This is a genomic window from Streptomyces sp. NPDC050988, assembly GCF_044456225.1.
Taxonomy (GTDB): Bacteria; Actinomycetota; Actinomycetes; order Streptomycetales; family Streptomycetaceae; genus Streptomyces.
This window is the reverse complement of record NZ_JBITFQ010000008.1, coordinates 189,716-209,069: the sequence shown is the minus strand read 5'-3', so window position 1 is coordinate 209,069 and position 19,354 is coordinate 189,716. Positions and strand designations below refer to the sequence as shown.

Annotated in this window: 18 protein-coding genes; 6 read left to right on the top strand and 12 right to left on the bottom strand. The window is 68.3% G+C overall.

Annotated elements, in window-relative coordinates; genetic code table 11:
- The first annotated feature begins 100 nt into the window (after positions 1 to 100).
- Positions 101 to 1,444, top strand: coding sequence for a polysaccharide lyase family 1 protein (locus ACIBEI_RS20215; protein WP_398890598.1), 1,344 nt, complete (start codon positions 101 to 103; stop codon positions 1,442 to 1,444).
- A gap of 55 nt (positions 1,445 to 1,499) precedes the next feature.
- Here the strand turns inward: ACIBEI_RS20215 and ACIBEI_RS20210 are convergent, their stop codons facing one another.
- Entirely contained in the window at positions 1,500 to 1,697 is a 198-nt protein-coding gene (locus tag ACIBEI_RS20210; protein WP_398890596.1) for a DUF397 domain-containing protein, read from the bottom strand.
- An 8-nt stretch (positions 1,698 to 1,705) separates the two neighbouring features.
- Positions 1,706 to 2,557, bottom strand: coding sequence for a helix-turn-helix domain-containing protein (locus ACIBEI_RS20205; RefSeq protein ID WP_398890594.1), 852 nt, complete (start codon positions 2,555 to 2,557; stop codon positions 1,706 to 1,708).
- 238 nt (positions 2,558 to 2,795) lie between these two features.
- On the opposite strand from ACIBEI_RS20205, the gene ACIBEI_RS20200 reads away from it, so the two are divergent.
- Entirely contained in the window at positions 2,796 to 3,212 is a 417-nt protein-coding gene (locus tag ACIBEI_RS20200) for an ATP-binding protein (RefSeq protein ID WP_398890592.1), read from the top strand.
- A 63-nt stretch (positions 3,213 to 3,275) separates the two neighbouring features.
- Complete coding sequence (locus tag ACIBEI_RS20195; RefSeq protein WP_398890590.1) at positions 3,276 to 3,626, top strand: DUF397 domain-containing protein; 351 nt, start codon at positions 3,276 to 3,278, stop codon at positions 3,624 to 3,626.
- Positions 3,627 to 3,826: 200 nt separating this feature from the next.
- Here the strand turns inward: ACIBEI_RS20195 and ACIBEI_RS20190 are convergent, their stop codons facing one another.
- Entirely contained in the window at positions 3,827 to 4,174 is a 348-nt protein-coding gene (locus tag ACIBEI_RS20190) for a hypothetical protein (protein WP_398890588.1), read from the bottom strand.
- A gap of 139 nt (positions 4,175 to 4,313) precedes the next feature.
- Positions 4,314 to 5,174: a helix-turn-helix domain-containing protein gene (locus ACIBEI_RS20185; protein ID WP_398890586.1), complete on the bottom strand. Its 861-nt coding sequence runs from the start codon at positions 5,172 to 5,174 to the stop codon at positions 4,314 to 4,316.
- A gap of 465 nt (positions 5,175 to 5,639) precedes the next feature.
- Between ACIBEI_RS20185 and ACIBEI_RS20180 the strand changes: the two genes are divergently transcribed.
- Positions 5,640 to 6,341 (top strand): class E sortase, encoded by a 702-nt coding sequence (locus ACIBEI_RS20180; protein ID WP_398890584.1) that lies wholly within the window; start codon positions 5,640 to 5,642, stop codon positions 6,339 to 6,341.
- A 317-nt stretch (positions 6,342 to 6,658) separates the two neighbouring features.
- Here ACIBEI_RS20180 and ACIBEI_RS20175 read toward each other — a convergent pair whose 3' ends face one another.
- The 6 genes from ACIBEI_RS20175 to ACIBEI_RS20150 form a co-directional block, all read right to left on the bottom strand.
- Positions 6,659 to 7,411 carry an ATP-binding cassette domain-containing protein gene (locus tag ACIBEI_RS20175; RefSeq protein ID WP_398890582.1) on the bottom strand — a complete coding sequence of 251 codons (753 nt, stop codon included), beginning with the start codon at positions 7,409 to 7,411 and terminating at the stop codon, positions 6,659 to 6,661.
- A gap of 11 nt (positions 7,412 to 7,422) precedes the next feature.
- The gene (locus ACIBEI_RS20170) at positions 7,423 to 8,004 is read right to left on the bottom strand and encodes a hypothetical protein (protein ID WP_398890580.1); all 582 of its coding nucleotides are present in this window, start codon (positions 8,002 to 8,004) and stop codon (positions 7,423 to 7,425) included.
- Positions 8,001 to 9,377: a hypothetical protein gene (locus ACIBEI_RS20165; RefSeq protein WP_398890578.1), complete on the bottom strand. Its 1,377-nt coding sequence runs from the start codon at positions 9,375 to 9,377 to the stop codon at positions 8,001 to 8,003. The genes ACIBEI_RS20170 and ACIBEI_RS20165 overlap by 4 nt, the downstream gene beginning before the upstream one ends.
- An 87-nt stretch (positions 9,378 to 9,464) precedes the next feature.
- Positions 9,465 to 9,593, bottom strand: coding sequence for a hypothetical protein (locus tag ACIBEI_RS20160; RefSeq protein ID WP_398890576.1), 129 nt, complete (start codon positions 9,591 to 9,593; stop codon positions 9,465 to 9,467).
- Positions 9,594 to 10,149: 556 nt separating this feature from the next.
- Positions 10,150 to 11,883 carry a methionine--tRNA ligase gene (gene metG / locus ACIBEI_RS20155; protein ID WP_398890574.1) on the bottom strand — a complete coding sequence of 578 codons (1,734 nt, stop codon included), beginning with the start codon at positions 11,881 to 11,883 and terminating at the stop codon, positions 10,150 to 10,152.
- Positions 11,884 to 12,071: 188 nt separating this feature from the next.
- Positions 12,072 to 13,925 carry a VWA domain-containing protein gene (locus ACIBEI_RS20150; protein WP_398890572.1) on the bottom strand — a complete coding sequence of 618 codons (1,854 nt, stop codon included), beginning with the start codon at positions 13,923 to 13,925 and terminating at the stop codon, positions 12,072 to 12,074.
- Between the two features lie 246 nt (positions 13,926 to 14,171).
- Here ACIBEI_RS20150 and ACIBEI_RS20145 point away from each other — a divergent pair, with 246 nt between their 5' ends.
- The gene (locus ACIBEI_RS20145) at positions 14,172 to 16,253 is read left to right on the top strand and encodes a PhoX family protein (protein ID WP_398890570.1); all 2,082 of its coding nucleotides are present in this window, start codon (positions 14,172 to 14,174) and stop codon (positions 16,251 to 16,253) included.
- Positions 16,254 to 16,364: 111 nt separating this feature from the next.
- Here ACIBEI_RS20145 and ACIBEI_RS20140 read toward each other — a convergent pair whose 3' ends face one another.
- A complete protein-coding gene (locus tag ACIBEI_RS20140) occupies positions 16,365 to 17,288 on the bottom strand; it encodes a LysR family transcriptional regulator (RefSeq protein ID WP_398890568.1) in 924 nt (307 codons plus the stop codon).
- Positions 17,289 to 17,515: 227 nt separating this feature from the next.
- On the opposite strand from ACIBEI_RS20140, the gene snpA reads away from it, so the two are divergent.
- Entirely contained in the window at positions 17,516 to 18,184 is a 669-nt protein-coding gene (gene snpA / locus ACIBEI_RS20135; protein WP_398890566.1) for a snapalysin, read from the top strand.
- Between the two features lie 108 nt (positions 18,185 to 18,292).
- Here snpA and ACIBEI_RS20130 read toward each other — a convergent pair whose 3' ends face one another.
- Positions 18,293 to 19,321: an endonuclease/exonuclease/phosphatase family protein gene (locus tag ACIBEI_RS20130; RefSeq protein ID WP_398890564.1), complete on the bottom strand. Its 1,029-nt coding sequence runs from the start codon at positions 19,319 to 19,321 to the stop codon at positions 18,293 to 18,295.
- Between the last annotated feature and the right edge of the window lie 33 nt (positions 19,322 to 19,354).

The window sequence follows — 19,354 nt, the reverse complement described above, 5'->3', positions numbered from 1 at the left end:
CAACCTTTCCGGTCGCCGCGACCACAGATGAGTCGGAACTCCGTGCACAGGGGCTCCACACAACGCACGAGCCCCACAAGAACCACGTAAGGACTCATCCGTGGCATCCCCCTCCCACCGCAGGTCCCTCCGCAAGCGGCGCACCGCTCTCCTCTCTGCCGCTGCCGTGGCGGCCGCGGGTCTCGGCGCCGTCCCCTTCGTGATGAACGCGAACGCGGGTGTGGTCGACCTGGCGCACCAGGCACTGCCCGCCAAGGACGGCTGGGCGGCGTCCGGTTCGGGCACGACGGGCGGTTCGAAGGCCGACTCCGCGCACACCTTCACCGTCAGTACCCGCGCCCAGCTGGTGAAGGCGCTCGGCTCGGCGAGCGACACCACGCCGAGGATCATCCAGGTCAAGGGCACGATCGACGCCAACACGGACGACGCGGGCAAGAAGCTGACCTGCGCCGACTACGCCTCCGGCACGGGGTACTCGCTGTCCGCGTACCTGAAGGCGTTCGACCCGGCCACGTACGGCAAGAAGGCGCCCGCGGGCACGCAGGAGAAGGCCCGCGCGGCCGCCCAGAGCAAGCAGAAGAAGAACATCGTCTTCCGGGTCCCGGCCAACACCACCGTCGTGGGCGTCCCGGGCACCAAGGCCGGTATCACCGGCGGGAGTCTGCAGGTGCAGGACGTCGACAACGTCATCATCCGCAACCTCTCCCTCACCGCCACCGAGGACTGCTTCCCGCAGTGGGACCCGACGGACGGTTCCTCCGGCGAGTGGAACTCCAACTACGACTCGGTGACGCTGCGCGGCGCGACCCACGTCTGGGCGGACCACAACACGTTCAGCGACGCGCCGTTCTTCGACAAGTCCGAGCAGACGTACTTCGGCCGCAAGTACCAGATCCACGACGGCGCCCTCGACATCACCAACGGCTCGGACCTGGTGACCGTCGAGCGGAACCAGTTCACCAACCACGACAAGACGATGCTGATCGGCGGCAGCGACACCGACAGCGTCGGCAAGCTGCGCGTCTCCATCCACCACAACGTGTGGAAGGGCATCACCCAGCGCGCCCCGCTGGCCCGCATCGGCCAGATCCACCTCTACAACAACGTCTATGACACGACGACCTTCAACGGCTACGCCCCCAAGTACAGCCTCGACTCCCGCGCCAAGGCCCAGGTCGTCGCCGAGCACAACTCCTGGACCATCCCGTCCGGCGCGAACGTCGCCAAGCTCCTGAGCGGCGACGGCACGGGCTCGGTCGCCGGCACCGGCAACCTCGTCAACGCCAAGTCCACCGACATCGTCGCCGCATACAACGCGGCGAACTCGAAGAAGCTCAAGACGACGGTCAACTGGAAGCCGACCCTGACGGCGGGCCTCCAGACCTCGGCGAACAGCCTGCCGGCGGAGCTGCTGAAGACGACGGGTGCGGGCGTTCTTTCCTGACCCTGCCCCACTGAAGGCATCTGAGTGGCCCGGGACTTGGCGTCCCGGGCCACTTTCATACGCGGCCGACGGCGCCGGAACGTATGCCGTGGAGGAGGTGGGAGAGGGGGGTGGGGGTGGTGACGAGCTGTATGGAGGGGGCGTCGCTTTCGCGGAGGTGGACGGTGCGGGGGGTGGAGGCGAGTTCGACGCAGGCGTTGCCGTCACCACTACCCGAGAAGGATGACTTCTGCCAGGTGAGAGGGGTGCTCATCGTGCGCCTCATAGTTCCTTCGCCAGCCGGTGGATGAAGTCACGCGATCGTTCGGGACCGAGCGACGCACGCTCCATTCTACGGAAAAGCGTTCGATATGCGCTCAGTTGGGCTTCCGAGTCGATGAAACCCGCCCCTTGAGGCGAATCGCGGACGACCGTGTCCAGCTTGGGTACGGGGCCGCCCGCGTACACCATGGCGCTGTCGGCGCCGGCGAAACCGTCCAGGTCGAAGGGGATCACGCGCACGGTCACATGGTCCGCTTCCGAGAGTTCCAGTATGTGGGCGAGCTGAATTCGTGCTGCGGCGCGGTTACCGACCCGGATGCGCAATGCCGATTCGTGAATCACTGCCTCGTACGGGATCGGCCGGGGGCCTTCGAGGATGACGCGTCGTTCCAGCCGGTGCCGGACACGCAAGTCGAGCTCGCCCTCGGGTAGTTCGGGAACCCGGTACCCGAGGATTCCGCGTGCGTAGTCCTCCGCCTGGAGCAGGCCGGGGACGTGCAGGAAGTCCACGTCCCAGCGGTAGGTGGCGTGGTGCTCCAGCTCGGACAGGTCCAGGAACGACGTGGGCAGCAGGCCGCGATACTCCTCCCACCAGCCGTGCGTGCGGTCGGTGGTCATCGCGACCAGTGCCGAGATCAACTCTTCGTCCGTGCAGGAGTAGTGGGCGGCAAGTCGGCGTACGCGTGTCTCGCTCACGCCCGCGATGGCGGACTCGATCTGGCTCATCTGGACGGAGTCGGCTCCGAGCAGTTCGGCGGCTTCGCGGGCCTTCAAGCCTGCGGCTTCGCGCAGTTTGCGCAGCTCGGAGCCCAGGCGTACCTGGCGTGCGGTGGGCTGCCGTCGACGCGGCATGGCTTCCTCCTCGCCCCCCAACTGCCGGGAGGCAGTGACTCGTTCAGGGGGAAGATTACGGCAACAACTTGCGCGGTCCTAATTTAAGGACCTACCGTCAGTGACGCGACGCACACGCTGCGAAGATCCGGGGCTCCGGAAGCGCACCACTCCGTCCTGCCATGACGGCCGTGACACAGCCACCGCCCGCCACCCGCAGCTGACCTCCAACTCCCCACACCTGAACCGGAGTTCACGCATGCCCCAAAACGCCAGCGAGCCCTGGGAGTACACGCTCCACATCCCTCACGACCCCCGCGCGGTGACGGTCTGCCGCCGAACCCTCCGCCTCATCCTCACGATCCACGGCCTGATCCGCCTTACGGACGTCGCCGAGCTCCTCGCAACGGAGCTGATCTCCAACGCCGTACGCCACACGAAGGGCCCCGCCGCCCTACGCCTCCGCTGGCGGGACGGAGTCCTCCGTATCGGGGCGTGGGACGCGAACCCCGAACCCCCTGACCCCGCACCGGCGTTGGGCCAGTCCTCCCTGGACTCGGAAACGGGCCGAGGGCTGACCCTCGTCCAGGCCTGCGCCGACGTCTGGGGCTGGCACCCGCTGGCCAGAGGCGCCGACCGGGGCAAGTACGTGTGGTGTGACCTCGGTGCCGCGTAGAGAGTCGCAGCGTGGCGCAAAGACCCTGGGTGAGGGAGCGTGCCTTGTTGAGGAGCGCGCGCCGTGGGTAGAACCTCTCTGCGCGGCGGGCCGCCGGGCGCTTTCCGCTGCCTGGATCGTGACCCGCGTCTGGTCTGCGAGCCGCTCGTGAGCTATGAGCATCCGGCATGCGGTTGGGAGGAGGCGGTGTTGGCTGAGGAGACGGCCCCGATTACGTGGCGGAAGAGTAGTTACAGCGGTGCGGGAACAAATGAGGATTGCTGTGAGGTCGGCTTTCTTCCGTCCGAGGTCCGGATACGGGACTCCAAACTCCCCGGGCGGGCGGTCCTCTGTTTCCCGTTGCCCGCCTGGCGCGTCGCGCTAGCGTACTTCGGCAGGGGAGAGACCGCTGGAGGCGATCATGAACCGTTGTGATGCTGACGATCGAGGTGGGAGCGGCCCGTCCGGCGGGGGCGGGTTTGTCTGGTACTGCCTGGTGACGGGACTGGTTGCCGCGGCGGTCGGCGCGGCGGCCTCCTTGCTGGGTGGAGGGCTCGCCGTTCGGTTGGTCGTATGGGCGCTGGTCCTGCTCCTGGTGACCGCAGGCGCAGGCTGGTGGTGGGCTTCGGCGCCCGCTACCGCTCATCGGTGGACGGTGGGTCTTTTGGCGCGTCCGGCAGTGCGGCACGCACCGACTCGAACGCCTTCGCGAAAGTCCTGACCAGCAGGACGGCCGCACTGAAGCTGCCCGCCACGCATGCCTCGGGTGGGATGCCCATCCGGACGCCGGCGTAGGCGACCAGGGTCAGGGTGGCCGAGCAGAACACGGCCAGCGCGGTCAGGTTGCGCAGGACCCGTATCAGGTCGTCCGTGTGCGCCCTTCTGCGGCGTATGGCGTTGTCCGTGTCGTCGTGGCGCAGGCGCCGCAGGCGCGTGCAGGCCTCGTCGCTGGTGATGCCCTGCGCGGTGAGAGGGCCAGGCACCGACGGTTCGCGGGCAGGAGCCCGGTTCTTCGGCCGCGTGGTCGCGCCGGGGGAGCGGCCGGCGCCTGGGCGCCGGTCCTTTCGCCTCCGTTTCTCGTTCACCATGGCCTTCTGTGCCCCCGTCGGTGCCTGGTCGGATTCAGGAACGATTTACGTTCAGTTGGCTGAGGAGTTCGTCGAGCAGCGAGACCGAGGCTTCCTGACTCAGCGCCTTGTCGGTCAGGTCCTCGAAGCACTCCTGATAGCGGGCGACCATCTCGCGGTTGTCCCGGTTGGTGAGGACACCGCCCGGCCCGGAGATGTACAGCACGTCCTCGTCGTCGTGGTAGCCGAAGAGGACGAAGCTGTCCTCCAGGCTGTCGTGGGCGCCGGCGCTGAGCGGCAGGACCTGGAGTTTGATCTTCTCGCTGTCTGCCAACTGCTTGATGTGTGCCAACTGGTTGCGCATGACGCTCGCGCCACCGACGAGGCGGCGCACTGCGGACTCGTCCACGATCGTGGTCACGTTCGGCTCCCCGTCTCCGAAGATGCGCTCCTGCCGGGCCGTCCTGAGGTCGATGCGTCGCTGCGCCTGGGTGACGCCCGGTGTGACGGCGAAGAGCGTGGCGATGTAGTCCGCGGTCTGGAGCAAGCCGGGAATGAGGGTGGGGTGGTAGGCACGAACGGAATCCGCCGCGCTCTCGTAGCCCAGGAACTGGGCGAACGGAGGCGAGATGATGTCGTTGTACTCCGACCACCACGACTGGCCCTTGCTGCCGCGTGCCGCCCGCTCCAGTTCTTCGACGAGTTGCTCGTCGGTGACCTCGTACAGGCGGAGCGTGGCCTGGAGGTCGGTGACGGACAGACTCACAGTGCCCGCCTCGATGCGGATCACCTTTGACAGGGACCAGTCAAGGCGGTCTGCTGCCTCACGCTGAGTCATGCCGGTCTTGTCGCGTGCGGCCTTCAGTGCGAGGCGCAGTTTGCGGCGGTTCAGGCTGGGGTCGGAGGCGGTGGGCATTGTTCTCCTTCTGTGGCGCGCCGGTCGCGCCTCAGTGCTACCTGCCACGCGACCAGCTGTCAGGCATGGATGGGAGCCGCGATGGGCATCCGCCCCCTGATCCTATGATGAGTAGCCGAGCCAAGTAGCATGTAGCCGTAACCGAGGAGACAGGTTCGATAAGGAATCACTCAAACAGGTGCATGCTTATCGAGCGAAGTCTTTTTGGATGTACCCAAAAGCCATATGTCTAATCGACCGTTTGAGTGGCAACGGTCGAAATGTGTCAGACATCACACGGCAAGTGTGGTTTCGTGATCCCTTTTGCCCTGAAGTGAGACTCGTGGAGCCTCGCTGGCGTGGTTGATGTCTGTGGCGGCTGTTGCAAGGGAACCCGTAGCAGGCACCCATCGTTCTCCTTCTGAACCGGTCACCTCCGCGTGCGCGGTTGCGCGCGACCAACCCCGGCTACCGATTCCGAGTGCTATGTCCCGTTCCGCAGCTTTCTCCGTCGCGCTTACGAGCACTGTCGTCGTCCTGCTCTTGGGCTGCTCCGGCGCGACTGTGCCGTCGACGGCCCCGGCCGAGCCTCCGCGGGACGCGTTCTCGACCACGACGGCTCCCGTCGTACCCTCTGCCTCTGAGGAACCGGCCCCTAAAGAGACCCGCTCGCGAACGCAGACCGCCCGGCTCACCATCCCGGCGATCGGGCTCAAGGACCTGCGCGTCGTCCCGTACGAGGGGACGACCGACGACTGGCCGGGCACGCGGATCCAGAACGGTGGGGTCGGAGCCAGCCCGTACGGGAGCGAGGGCGGGGTCGGGCCCGGTGAGGTCGGCAACTACCTCGTCACGGCCCACCGGCTCTCCGCCGGCGGCCCGCTGCGCGACCTCCCGTCCCTCGCCAAGGGTGACTCGGTCGTCGTCACGTCCGGCGGCACGGTGTACGAGTACGAGATCACCGGCACCAGGGAGACCTCCTTCCGCTCCGAGCGCTCGCTCGCCGAGCAGCGGGCGGCGGTCCCGGGCTTCCCGGGCCGGAGTCCCACCCAGGCCATGATCACCATCTCGACGTGCGCCACACCCGAGGACAACGCGGCCGGGAACTTCTGGCGCGACGACCGAGGCAATCCCGAACATCGCATCGACAAGATCGGCGTACTGACCCAGGGGGACGGCGGTCGGTGACCGTCACCGTGCTCTGAGACGGTCGGGGAGTGGTCGTGAGGGCTGAGCGGTTGCGGCAGTTGCCGGCACAGCAGGGGCCGCAGGCTCTCGCGGTGCCGCCCAGCGTCTCCGGGCGGCACCGCCAATCCGACCGGTAGCGCGGCAGTCCTCGCGCAGTTCACCGAGTCATGCCTGGTCGACGCGGGAAGAGGGCAGGGACGCAGGGAGACATGCAGGCTTGAACGGGTGGACAAGCGCGCGACGATTAAAGGGAAGGACATTCGGGCGGCCACAGGGCGGCTCGTGATTGTGGCCGCTGACGAGCGTCCGTCGTACGACTACCGGGACTCCTGCATGGTCGGGAGTGCGGAGACGGTGGCGTAAGCGGTCTCGGCGCGGCGTGCCTGGGGGGCCTCGTGCGGTGCATGGGCGAGGAAATCCCCGGTGGGGCCGGTGAAAGCTATCTGTCCTTGGTGGAGGACGGTGACGTGGTCGGCTTCCTCCGCCAGGTCGGCGACATCGTGGGTGGACATCAGTACGCGGACCTCGGCAGTGGCGAGGCCGAGGATCAGGTCACGGAACACGCGGCGCTGGGTGGGGTCCATGCCGGCGGTCGGCTCGTCGAGGAGGAGAACGTCGGCTCCGTGGACGAGGGCGGAGGCGACGCCGACGCGGCGGAGCTGGCCACCTGACAGCTGCTTCGCTTTGATGCCTGCTCGGTCCGCCATGTTGACCCGCTCCAGGGCGGTGAGCGCGGCGTCCCAGGCGTCGGACTGGGCCATGCCCTTCAGCCAGCCGGTGTAGGCGACCTGCTCGCGGGCGGTGAGGCCGGCCATGGGGGTGATGGTCTGCGGCATCCAGGCGACTTGCTTGGGGAACGCGGAGTCGCGGGACTCCAGGTTTCCCATGCGGACGCTTCCCGAGCGGGGCTGGTACAGGCCGCTGCCAAGTTTCAGCAGGGTGGACTTGCCGGCCCCGTTGGGGCCGAGGAGGACGGTGAATCCGTCGGGGATGGTGTAGGTGAGGTCATTGAGGATCGGGGGCTTCCTGCGTCCGTAGCTGAAGGTGCAGGATTCAAAGTGGATCGGCAAGACAGGACCCTTCAGAAGCGGCGCGTGCGGGTGTGAGCGGCGAGTCCGGCGGCAAGGACGAGCAGGCAGAACCCGAACGTGGGCAGGAACCCGGCGGGATGGAGGGTGACGGCCCATGGCCAGGGGCGACCGAAGTCGCGGTAGCCGATGAGCATCACGGCGAACACCCACCCCACCGGCAAAGCGGATGCGGCCTGTTCGGAAACCGCGCGGGCCAGCAGCATGAGCCCGGCGAGGAACATGGTGTTACGGCCCGCCATGGTCGCCTCCTCTGAACCCGCGAGCGTTCCGGTGACGAGGCTCACCAGGGCAGCAGCGGCGACGAGTGCGATGACCAGGGTCGCATCCAGGAACCGCACCTTGCGCTGTGCCGTTCCCTCGATGTCGCGTACTCCCTGGGCGAGGCTGTACGAGAGCGTGGACGTGATGATCAGGGGCGTCATCTGCAGGAGAAACACCGGGTTCCCCCCGGGGGAGAGCAGACTCGGCAAGCGCACGTACTGGTCATGCGCCACCACGAGAACCAGCGCGAACGCGGCCAGTGCCGGTGCTAGAACGGCCTGGACGCGACGCACTCTGAACCACAGGGTCACCGCGCACCCTCCTGCGCGAGGCGGCACGCCTTCGCCTGCTCTGCCTCGAACCAGGCGCCCTGCTTCGCCGGTGACAGCCTTCGGGCGTCATTGGCCCGTTGATCGACCTTTGCCAGCACTTGCTCTGCGTTCTGGAAAGCACTGCCGTACTCGCTTTGGCGCCATGCCACGTAGGGCTTGTCGGCATCGACGAGCAGTGCGGCCCACAGCATCGCGGCGTCGTGGTTGACCACCCAGTCCGCCGACTGGCCGGCATCGAACGATGAAGGGAAGGAGCAGGGGAACTTCACCGAGGACAGCAGGACCCCGTAGCGGACCGAGATCATGCCGGGGCCGTTCTTCCCTGCCTGTTGCGACAACGGCAGCCACCACACCGCCTGAGTCGAGGGATTCTTGCGGCGTCCGGTGAGCAGACTGTCCGAGACTCTCTCCGGCATGGTGACGTTCACCCCGGCCTCGCGGAGCTCGGTTACGGAACGGACGATCTCGCTGCGCACCTGCCCGAGCCGGCCGGCGGCGCCGCCCGTCTCGGCGATACACACCCTGGGTGCGGTGCCTGTACAGCGGGTGGGCGCGTGACCCGCGCTGATCGGCCCATTGCCGTAACCCCACCCGGAGGCCGCGTTCGCGCACAGAACCATCACCACCAGCGCGGCTGTCGCTGTCGAGGCGCGCACACCGAGCTGTACCGCACGTGCGGCGGGCAGCCACCACACGGCCACGGCCACCGCGACGGATGCGGTGAACAGGAACGGGACGAGAAGAGTCAGGGCTTTGTACTGCTCACCGAAGTCCAGGGACGTGTCCGGCGCACCGGACACGTGGCGCAGCCACACCGGCTCCACCTGTCCCGTCTCCGTGATCATGTAGTAGACGACGACGGCGGACAGCGGAGCGGAGATCAGCCTTGGAGTGATGTGTCCCAGGGCGCAGCCGATCACCGCCCACGCGACCACGAGGCCCATGCCGAACAGGAGCGGTGCAAGAGCCTGAGGCGTCGGCAGAAGGCGGGTTTCGATCAGGCGCATCACGACCGGCAGGCCGAGGACGAGCCAGCCGGCGGCTATCACCGGGGCGAGAGTGTGGGCGGCAACCCGGTAGCGGGAGCGTCCCGGAGCCAGGTTCCACACACCGTCACGTTTGAGTCGCCCGCCTTCCCACACGGCGAGACCACAGGTGATGGCGTAGGCGAAGACGTAGAAGTAGAAAAGGGACCGTGCAACCTGCTGCGGCCCCCACAGAGGACCGGCGATGACTTCTTCGTACGGGTCTTCGAGGTGAAGAGCGTAGAAGAAGTAGAAGACGACGATGCCGACCCATATGGGTGCGGTCCACGCTGCCGAGGTAGTGCGCAGGCGGGCTCGAAGGTTCAACAGACGACACCGTTCTCAAACAGAGCGGGGCCGGGAGACACCACAAAGATGCCCCCCGGCCTCAATGGCGATGCTGGATGAAAGTGTCTAGTCGGCCTTGGAAGTGTCCACGTACACCTTGGACACGTTCAGATGGGCGCGAGTGAACTCCGAGCCGTTGAGCTTGGGGATCGTGAAGTAACGGTCGGCATGCGCGTATGGCCTGTACCACGGCATGGCGGAGTGCTCCCCCATAACGACGGTCCCCCCCCCCGGTCGCTGGCTGACGTGTGCGACGGTGGAGTGGTCAGAATCCGCCGTACGCGGCGATCACCATAGGCATAATCCAGCAAAACAGAACAAGAGTTAATTTCTTGCCTGGCGTGAAAGCGTCTCGCGGGAGCCCTCGCTGCGAGCGGGATTTTTGTGTCAATGTCATGGGTTACTTGCCTGCCAGCCGTGAAGACACAAGCGGATCGGTCTATTCCCAGGTCGAAGGATGGCCGAAAACCTCCCCTGCTCCCTGGCGCCCGATTGGAGTCAAGATTCGCAATCACGCGGCTACCCATATCTCGGGGCTCGGGGTTGTCCAGAGGGTCATTTGCCCACGTTCGGTCTGGCGCGCTGCTCGTACTGTGCTCCCGATTTCTCCCCCATCGAGCCGACCACCGGCACGGCGGACAACCCTGAGAGGAGCCGCGCCGGTCTGCCCCACACAAGAAAACCGGGGTGACTGGACGTCGTACGGCTACGACGTCCAGTCACCCCGGTTTCCGGATGCGCGTGGCTGCTATTACTCCGGGGCGCCGCCGAAGCGCTCCTTGTACGTTTCCAGGTCCTCGTCCGTGATCTTGGCGAAGAGGACCGGGGGGACCGTGAAGGGGGTACCGGCGGGGAGGAAGGTCAGGGACTTCGCCTCGGCCTGCGTCGCCCAGGTCGCCGTGTCGTTCTGCAGGGCGAACGCCGAGCGCATCGCCTTGGAGGAGGCCGGGATGAAGGGTTCGGAGATCACTGAGTAGAGGTGGATGAGGTTCATCGCGACGCGGAGGGTGAGGGCCGCGCCGTCCGGGTTGGTCTTGATCTCCAGCCAGGGGGCCTTCTCCTCCAGATAGGAGTTGCCCGCCGACCACAGGGCGCGCAGGGCGGCCGCGGCCTTGCGGAACTGGAGGGCCTCCATCTGGGTCTCGTACTCCGAGAGAAGGGCCGCGATCTCCTCGCCCAGCTTCGTCTCGGGCTCGCCCGCCTCCGCGCCCGCCGGGACCTCCTCGCCGAAGCGCTTCTTGGAGAAGGAGAGGACCCGGTTGACGAAGTTGCCGAGGGTGTCCGCCAGGTCCTTGTTCACCGTCGCCGTGAAGTGCTCCCAGGTGAAGGACGAGTCGTCGGACTCCGGGGCGTTGGCGATCAGGAAGTAGCGCCAGTAGTCGGCGGGGAGGATGTCCAGGGCGTGGTCGGTGAAGACGCCGCGCTTCTGGGACGTGGAGAACTTTCCGCCGTAGTACGTCAGCCAGTTGAAGGCCTTGACGTAGTCGACCTTCTTCCACGGCTCGCGGACGCCCAGCTCCGTGGCGGGGAACATCACCGTGTGGAACGGGACGTTGTCCTTCGCCATGAACTCCGTGTAGCGGACCGGGTTCTCGCCCGTGTCCGCCTCGTACCACCAGGACTTCCAGTCGCGGTTCTCCGGGTCCTTGTCCGACCACTCCTTCGTCGCGCCGATGTACTCGATCGGGGCGTCGAACCAGACGTAGAAGACCTTGCCCTCCGCCGCCAGATCTGGCCAGGTGTCCGCCGGGACCGGGACGCCCCAGTCGAGGTCACGGGTGATTGCGCGGTCGTGCAGGCCTTCGTTCAGCCACTTGCGGGCGATGGAGGAGGCCAGCTGCGGCCACTCCGGAGCCATTTCGGAGGTCCGCGCCACCCACTCCTCGACCTCGTGCTGCAGCTTCGACTGGAGGAGGAAGAGGTGCTTCGTCTCGCGGACCTCCAGGTCCGTGGAGCCCGAGATCGCGGACCTGGGGTTGATGAGGTCCGTGGGGTCCAGGACGCGGGTGCAGTTCTCGCACTGGTCGCCGCGGGCCTTGTCGTAGCCGCAGTGGGGGCAGGTGCCCTCGACGTAACGGTCCGGGAGGAAGCGGCCGTCCACCGGGGAGTACACCTGGCGGATCGCGCGCTCCTCGATGAAGCCGTTCTCGTTCAGGCGGCGGGCGAAGTGCTGGGTGATCTCGCGGTTCTGGGGGGACGAGCTGCGGCCGAAGTAGTCGAAGGCCAACTCGAAGCCGTCGTAGACCGCCTTCTGGGCGTCATGGGCCTGGGCGCAGAACTCGTCGACCGGGAGGCCCTGCTCCTTCGCCGCCAGTTCGGCCGGGGTGCCGTGCTCGTCCGTCGCGCAGATGTAGAGGACGTCGTGGCCGCGCTGGCGGAGGTACCTGGCGTACACGTCCGCCGGGAGCATGGACCCCACCATGTTGCCCAGGTGCTTGATCCCGTTGATGTACGGAAGGGCGCTGGTGATGAGGTGTCGAGCCATTGCGGGCTGCTCCCGGGTCGTTACGTGGGGTGACGGTTCGGTGGGTGATGCTTCGATCGTCGACCGTCTTACGAACCTTGAAATCGTAGCCGACATGGGTGGGCCGCCCGCTCCCCCTTTTAAGGGGTGGGAGGCGGGCGGCCCGGTGGTGCTTCCCGTGTGTTCCTGTCGGGCTATCGGCCTGTCGGCTACGGGCGCCAGTTCGCCAGTACGCCCTCGTAGACCTCCGTGTCCGTGAGCTCGCGCGGGGTCGGGCCCGCGTGGAAGAACGCGGTGTTGTCCGTCTTGAGCTTGCGGAGGTAGTCGAACGCCTTGTTGTCCTGCTCGCCGAACGCGATGAAGGAGAAGAAGACGCCGGGGTGGTTCTTGGCCGCGTCCGTGAGGGACTGGGTCGCGGGGGTCTTGGCGTCCGGGGCGCCGTCCGTCTGGAAGATCACGAGGGCCGGGGCCGTGGGGGCGTCCGACTTCTCGTGGTGGGTGAGGACTTCCTGTACGGCGGCGTGGTAGCTCGTACGTCCCATGCGGCCGAGGCCCGCGTGGAGTTCGTCGATCTTGTTCTCGTGGTCGGGGAGGGCGAGTTCGCCGGTGCCGTCCAGTTCGGTGGAGAAGAAGACGACGTGGACCGTGGCGGTGGGGTCCAGGTGGGCGGCCAGGGCGAGGGTCTGCTCGCCGAGGGCCTGGGCGGAGCCGTCCTTGTAGTACGGGCGCATGCTCGCGGAGCGGTCGAGGACGAGGTAGACCTTGGCGCGGGTGCCGGTGAGGTTGTGCTTTTCGAGGGTGGAGGTGGCGGCGTTGTAGGCGGTGAGGAGGCCGGGGGCGTGGGCCTTGACCTGGGTGAGGGTGGTGGCGGGGGCGGTCTTCTCGGACTCGGCTTCGCCTTCGTCCGCGCCCGTTTTCCCGCCCGCACCGCCCGTGACGCTTTCGTCGTCGGCTGCGGGTGGCCCCTGTGGGGCCTGACCGCCGTCGGCGGCGATGGGCTCGGCGGTGGGCTCCGCGATGGGCTCGGCGGGTGCCGGCCCTGCGGACTCGGCTTCGCCTTCGTCCGCTTCGGTTTTCCCGCCCGCACCGCCCGTGACGGTCTCGTCGTCGGCTGCGGGTGGCCCCTGTGGGGCCTCATCACCGTCGGCGGCCGCGGGCTCGTCCGCCTGCGCCGCGACCGGCTCGGCCTCGGGGACGGCCTCGGCAACCACGGACTCGGGTGCGGGGACGGCCTCGGCAACCACGGACTCGGGTGCGGGGACGGCCTCGGCAACCACGGACTCGGGCTCGGGCTCGACGACCGGCTCGGGCTCGACGACCGGCTCGGGCTCCGGGGTCACATCGGCGACAACGGGCTCGGGCTCGGCTTCGACGACGGGCTTGGCCTCGGCCTCCGCCACCGCTTCCGTCTCCACGACGGGCTCGGGCTTGACCTCGGCCTCGGGTTCGACGACGGGCTCAGCCTCGGCCACGGGCTCGGCCTTGGCTGTCACGACGGGCTCAGCCTCGACGACGGGCTCAGCCTTGGCCTCGACAACAGGCTCGGGCTCGGCTTCCACGACCGGCTCGGCCTTCGTCTCCGGCTCAGGCTCGGCCTCGACTACGGGCTCGGCCTTTGCCACCGGTTCGGTCTCGACGACCGGTTCGGTCTCGGTGACCGGCTCCGGCGCAGCTGTCGGCTCTGCCGTCGGCTCTGCCTCAACCACTGGCTCTGCTGTCGGCTCGGCCTTGGCCTTTTTGGCAGGCTTGGCCGTGACTTCCGGTTCTGCCGTCGGAGACGACTGCTTCGGGACCGTCACATTGTCGAAGGCCGCCGAAACCAGGTCCTCCACCACTGATGCCTTGGGCTCGGTGGCGGGGGCCGGCACCGAGACCTCCGGCTGAGTCGACCGAGTCGGCTCGGTCGGCGGGCTCGGCTCAGTTGCCGTAGGCACCGGCTCGGGAGCCGTCTCCTGTCGGGCCGCCGGCACGCTCGGCTCGGCGGCAGGGGTGGCGGCAGCAGCGGCAGCGTCCCCCTTGCGTGACTTTCCGAACGCATTCCGCAGGCGGGTGAGAATGCCCATGTGCGCAACCCTTCGCATGAGTTGGTTCCGTCAATCCCTGGCCAGGACGGACACGTAAGGTTAGCCGCAGGATTTGGAGATCTTGGGCAGGGTCGATTATGGCCCCCAAGTTAGGTTCCCCTTACCTCCCCTTTGCCTCGACCCCCCTGCGGACGGCGGGGGTTCACCCCTCGTTCACCTCATGGCTGCGCCCACGAACGGGCGTGCCCATAGCGTCACGCCGGACACAGACATAGGGGAGGGAACGTGCGCAACCTGCTGCCGTTGATCGGTTCGACCGCCTCACACCCGGGCGGCCGTTCCGAGATGACCTGTCGCTACCGCTGTGGTGACGCCTGCTTTCACCCGGCGCCCAACACCAGCGCCAACGAATACGTCGGCGACGTCATCGCCGGAGCGCTCAGCCGCCGTTCCATGATGCGCGCGGCAGCCGCCGTGACCGTCACCGCCGCCGCCGGGGGCGCGGTCGTCGGCGCGGGTGCGACCCCCGCCGCCGCCCAGGCACCCGAGGGCACGCCCGCCACGCCCGCATCCTTCACCGGCGGCAAGGCGGCCCGCGGCCTCCGCTTCACCCCCGTCGCGCCGAACACCGCCGACGCCGTGACCGTCCCGGAGGGCTACGGCCAGAACGTCGTCATCCGCTGGGGCGAGCCCATCCTGCGCGGTGCCCCGGCCTTCGACCCGGACAAGCAGACCGCCAAGGCGCAGGCGGGCCAGTTCGGCTACAACTGCGACTTCCTCGCCCTGCTCCCGCTGCCGGGCGAGCGCGGCCGCCAGCTGCTCGTGGCGAACCACGAGTACACGGACGAAATCCTGATGTTCAAGGGATACGACCCCGCCAACCCCACCCGCGAGCAGGCCGAGACCGCCTGGGCCGCCCACGGTCTGGGCGTCGTCGTGGTCGAGGAGGACAGGAAGAGCGGCAGGCTCACCGCCGTACCCCGCCACCACCTCAACCGCCGCGTCACCGCGACCACCGAGTTCAGGGTGACCGGTCCGGCGGCCGGCTCGAACCTCCTCAAGACCTCCGCCGACCCGACCGGCAAGAAGGTCCTCGGCACGCTCAACAACTGCGCCGGCGGCGAGACCCCCTGGGGCACGACGCTGCACGGCGAGGAGAACTTCAACCAGTACTTCGCCAACGCGAGCCGTCCCACGGACGCGCGCTACGGCATCGGCACCGGCGCCTCCGAGCGCAAGTGGGAGCGTTTCGACAAGCGCTTCGACGTCGCCCAGGAGCCGAACGAGGTGCACCGCTTCGGCTACATCGTCGAGCTGGACCCGTACGACCCCACCTCGACGCCCCGCAAGCGCACCGCGCTCGGCCGGTTCAAGCACGAGGGCGCGACCATCCGCCTCACGGACGACGGGCGCCCGGTCGCCTACTCCGGTGACGACGAGCGCTTCGACTACATGTACAAGTTCGTCGGCAGCAAGCGGATGCGCCACGGCAACAGCCGCTCCGCCCGCGAGCACAACCTGACCCTCCTCGACGAGGGCACCCTGTACGTCGCCAAGCTCACCGGCGACTCCCCGGCGACCGAGATCGACGGCACGGGCAAGCTCCCGGCGGACGGCGAGTTCGACGGCAGCGGTACGTGGATCCCGCTGGCCACCGCCACCGCCAAGGGCGCCGTCTCGCACGTCGAGGGCATGACCGCCGAGGAGGTGTACGTCTTCACGCGCCTCGCCGGTGACAAGGTCGGCGCCACGAAGATGGACCGCCCCGAGGACATCCAGCCCTCGCCGCACACCGGCAAGGTCTACGTCGCCCTCACCAACAACACCAACCGCGGTGTCGGCTCCAACGCCAAGGCGGACGAGGCCAACCCGCGCAACGCCAACAAGCACGGGCACGTCCTGGAGCTCACCGAGCGCCGCAACCGCGCCGACGCCACGACCTTCGCCTGGTCGCTGTTCCTCGTCGCGGGCGACCCGAAGGACCCGGCCACGTACTTCGCGGGCTTCCCCAAGGACCAGGTCAGCCAGATCTCCTGCCCCGACAACGTGGCCTTCGACCCGCACGGCAACCTGTGGATCTCCACCGACGGCGCCCAGCTCGGCTCCCACGACGGCCTGTTCGGCGTAGCCACGAAGGGCGACCGCCGCGGTGAGCTGAAGCAGTTCCTCACCGTGCCGAAGGGCGCCGAGACCTGCGGCCCCATCGTCCAGGACCGCCGCGTCCTCGTCGCGGTCCAGCACCCGGGCGAGATCACCGGCGCGACCGTCGAGAACCCGGCGAGCATCTGGCCCGACGGCCCCGGCAAGATCGTCCGACCGGCAGTGGTGGCAGTCTGGCGCAAGGACGGCTGCGACATCGGCATTTGATACGGGGGATGGGGGCGCCCTATCCGAGATAGGGCGCCCCCTAGCCACCTAGGGGCGCGGGGAACTGCGCACCAAGCCCCGACGGACCCGCACCCGTCACACGACCCGCACCTACACACCCACCCGATCCAGCCACTCCCGATACCCCGGCGCCTCCCGGGCAACCTCCGAATACGCCTCCCACAGCCCGGGAAACACAGAGTCCAGCTCCCCCTCCGAACGCGCCGCGAGCAACAACCGCACACCCAGCGGATCCCCCTGAATCCGCCGGACGGCCATCGTCGGCCCGGGCTGACACGTCGGCTGGCACACCGTGACGACCTCACCGGTCGCGACGAGTGACGCGGCCGTGTGGTAATCGCCGTGCAGCACACGGGGATTGAGCCCCGCCGCCCGCAGCATCCGGTGCACCGCGTCCCACTCGCCGTCCACCGTGGGATCGATCATCCAGCGGTCCTCGGCCAGGTCGGAGAGCTGGACCTCCGGGCGCGCGGCCGCCGGATGGTCGGCGGGCAGGGAGACGAACTGCGGCTCGCGCTCGACCAGGACGCGCAGGGCGAGCCCTTCCGGGACGCGCAGCGGACAGCCCTCCACCTCGTGCACGTAGGCGACGTCGAGACGGCCGTCGGCGAGCATGCGCAGCAGCGCGTTCGGGGAGACGTCCATCTGCAGGACCGGCTCGCGCTGCCGCGCGCGCAGTCGGCGCAGCCAGCCCGCGAGGGCGCGGCTCGCGGTGGAGCCGATCCGGATCTGGGGGCCGTCGTCGTCCTTCGCGGCGGCCCGCGCCTCCGCGACCAGGGCACGCATTTCGGCCACCAGCGGGCGGGCGCGGCCCAGGACGATACGGCCGAGCGGGGTCGGCCGGCAGCCGGTGCGTTCACGGAGGAAGAGCGGGCCGCCGAGTTCCTGCTCTATGCGCTTGAGCTGGGTGCTCAACGAGGGCTGGGCCACGCCGAGTTGCCGGGCCGCCCGGTGCAGGCTGCCGGTGTCGGCGATGGCGCACAGTGCGCGGAGGTGCCTCACCTCGAGCTCCATGCGGTGAGCCTAGGACGGTCACACGAGCCGCACCAGACGCACAAACCCCAACCGAAGGGGGCGAGTTGGGTCGGATACCGATCGGTAAGTGATCATTGATCGACCATTGATGATCGTTTCCGACCAGGTGATAGCTGCGTCCTATCTCCGATTGCCATCATCACAGCCGTCCCACAGACACAGACACTCACCGATGACGACTTCACCCCCCACTCAAGGAGTCATCGATGCGACTGTCCACCCGTCTGTCCACACCCGTTCTCTCGGCCGCGGTCGGGCTCGGCCTCACGGCCGCCGTGCTCGGGGCCGTACCGGCCGCCGCGGCGCCCGCGCCCATCGCCCCGGCCGCCCCGTCCGCGGGTTACAACGGTTCCGGCGAGGAGGCCAAGGCCAACAAGGCGTTCTTCGACGCGGTGCTGAAGTCCGTGGCCGAGAAGCGCGCCGCGAACCCGAAGGCCGCCGCCGTCACCGTCGTCTACAACGCGTCCTCCGCGCCCTCCTTCAGCGCCGAGATAGCCCGCAGCACCCAGATCTGGAACAGCTCCGTCTCGAACGTGAAGCTCCAGTCCGGCTCCAACGCCGACTTCACGTACCGCGAGGGCAATGACTCCCGCGGTTCGTACGCCTCCACGGACGGGCACGGCAGCGGCTACATCTTCCTCGACTACGCGCAGAACGAGCGGTACGACTCCACGCGCGTGACCGCCCACGAGACCGGGCACGTGCTCGGTCTCCCCGACCACTACACCGGGCCCTGCAGCGAGCTGATGTCGGGCGGCGGGCCCGGCACGTCCTGCACGAACGCGAACCCGAACGCGGCCGAGCGGGCCCGTGTCGACCAGTTGTGGGCCAACGGCCTCGCGAAGGCACTGGCGAAGGTGAACCAGGACCGGTAGGTCCCCCTGGATGTACCACCCACCCCCCACTGACGTGGGCCGTCCCTCCTGCACAGGGGCGGCCCGCGTCGCCTTTTCGGCCCTGCCCGGCCCCCTCCAGCCCCTGATCTACGGCTTCTTGAAGAGGGTCAGATCCACCACGAGCGTCCGGTGGTCCGTGTTTCCGAGGTCCAGGAAGCGGGCCCTGTTCGCCGAGAAGTCCCGGGACACGAGGACGTGGTCGATCTGGGTGCCGAGAGGCGGGGCCGTCCGGGCCGGCCAACTCGGCGTGCGGGCGTCGCCGGTGAGGCGGGCGGCGTCCCCGAACCCGGCGTCCAGGATCCGGCGGAAGGCCGCGTGGTCCTGGGAGGCGTTGAAGTCGCCCGCGAGGACGGTGGGCCGGGTGCGGTTCGCCGCCGCGTAGTCGCGGAGGTCGGACAGTTCCTCGCGCCAGGTGGACAGGTGCGTCGGCAGCGGGGGCATGGGATGGGCCAGCTGGAGCCGGATCTCGTGGCCCTTCACATCGGCCGTGGCACCGGGCATGCCCATCGTCGCTCGGATGCCCGCGGCAGGCTTGAGCGGATGGCGGCTGAGGATGACCGAACCGTCTGAGCCCGCGCCTTCGACCGCCTGCCGATACGGATAGGAGCCGTTGTCCCCTTTGCTGTTGCCCTTTCCGAAGGCCTGCTCCAGCTTCTCCTCGCACCCGTACTCGCACTCCTGGACGAAGACGAGGTCGGGGCGCTGGTCCCTGATCGCGTCGATGAGTTCGTCCGTGGCCTGGCCGAACTCGACGTTCGAGGTGAGTACGCGGAGTTCGGCGACCGGGGCGCCTTTGGGCTGGGACGTCTTTCCGTACGGCTCGATGTACCAGGCGAGTGCGGCGAGCACGGCCAGGCTCCAGACGAGGCCGAGGCGCCAGCGGGTGAGGGCGGCGAAGAGGAGGGCGACCGCGGTGGGGGCGAGGAGCCAGGGCAGGAACGCGAGCAGTTGGGGTACGGGGGTGATGCCGTCGGTGTCCGCGATGCGGCAGCCGACGACTGTGCTCACGCCGGCGAGCAGGAGTGCGGCGAACCAGGCGCCGGCCCGGGTTCCGCCGTGGCGTGACACCGGGGTGTCGTCCGTCCACTCGTCTTCCTCAGCTGTCGCGCTGCGCAAGTTCGCCCCCTTCCGTTCCGTTTGGTGGATCCT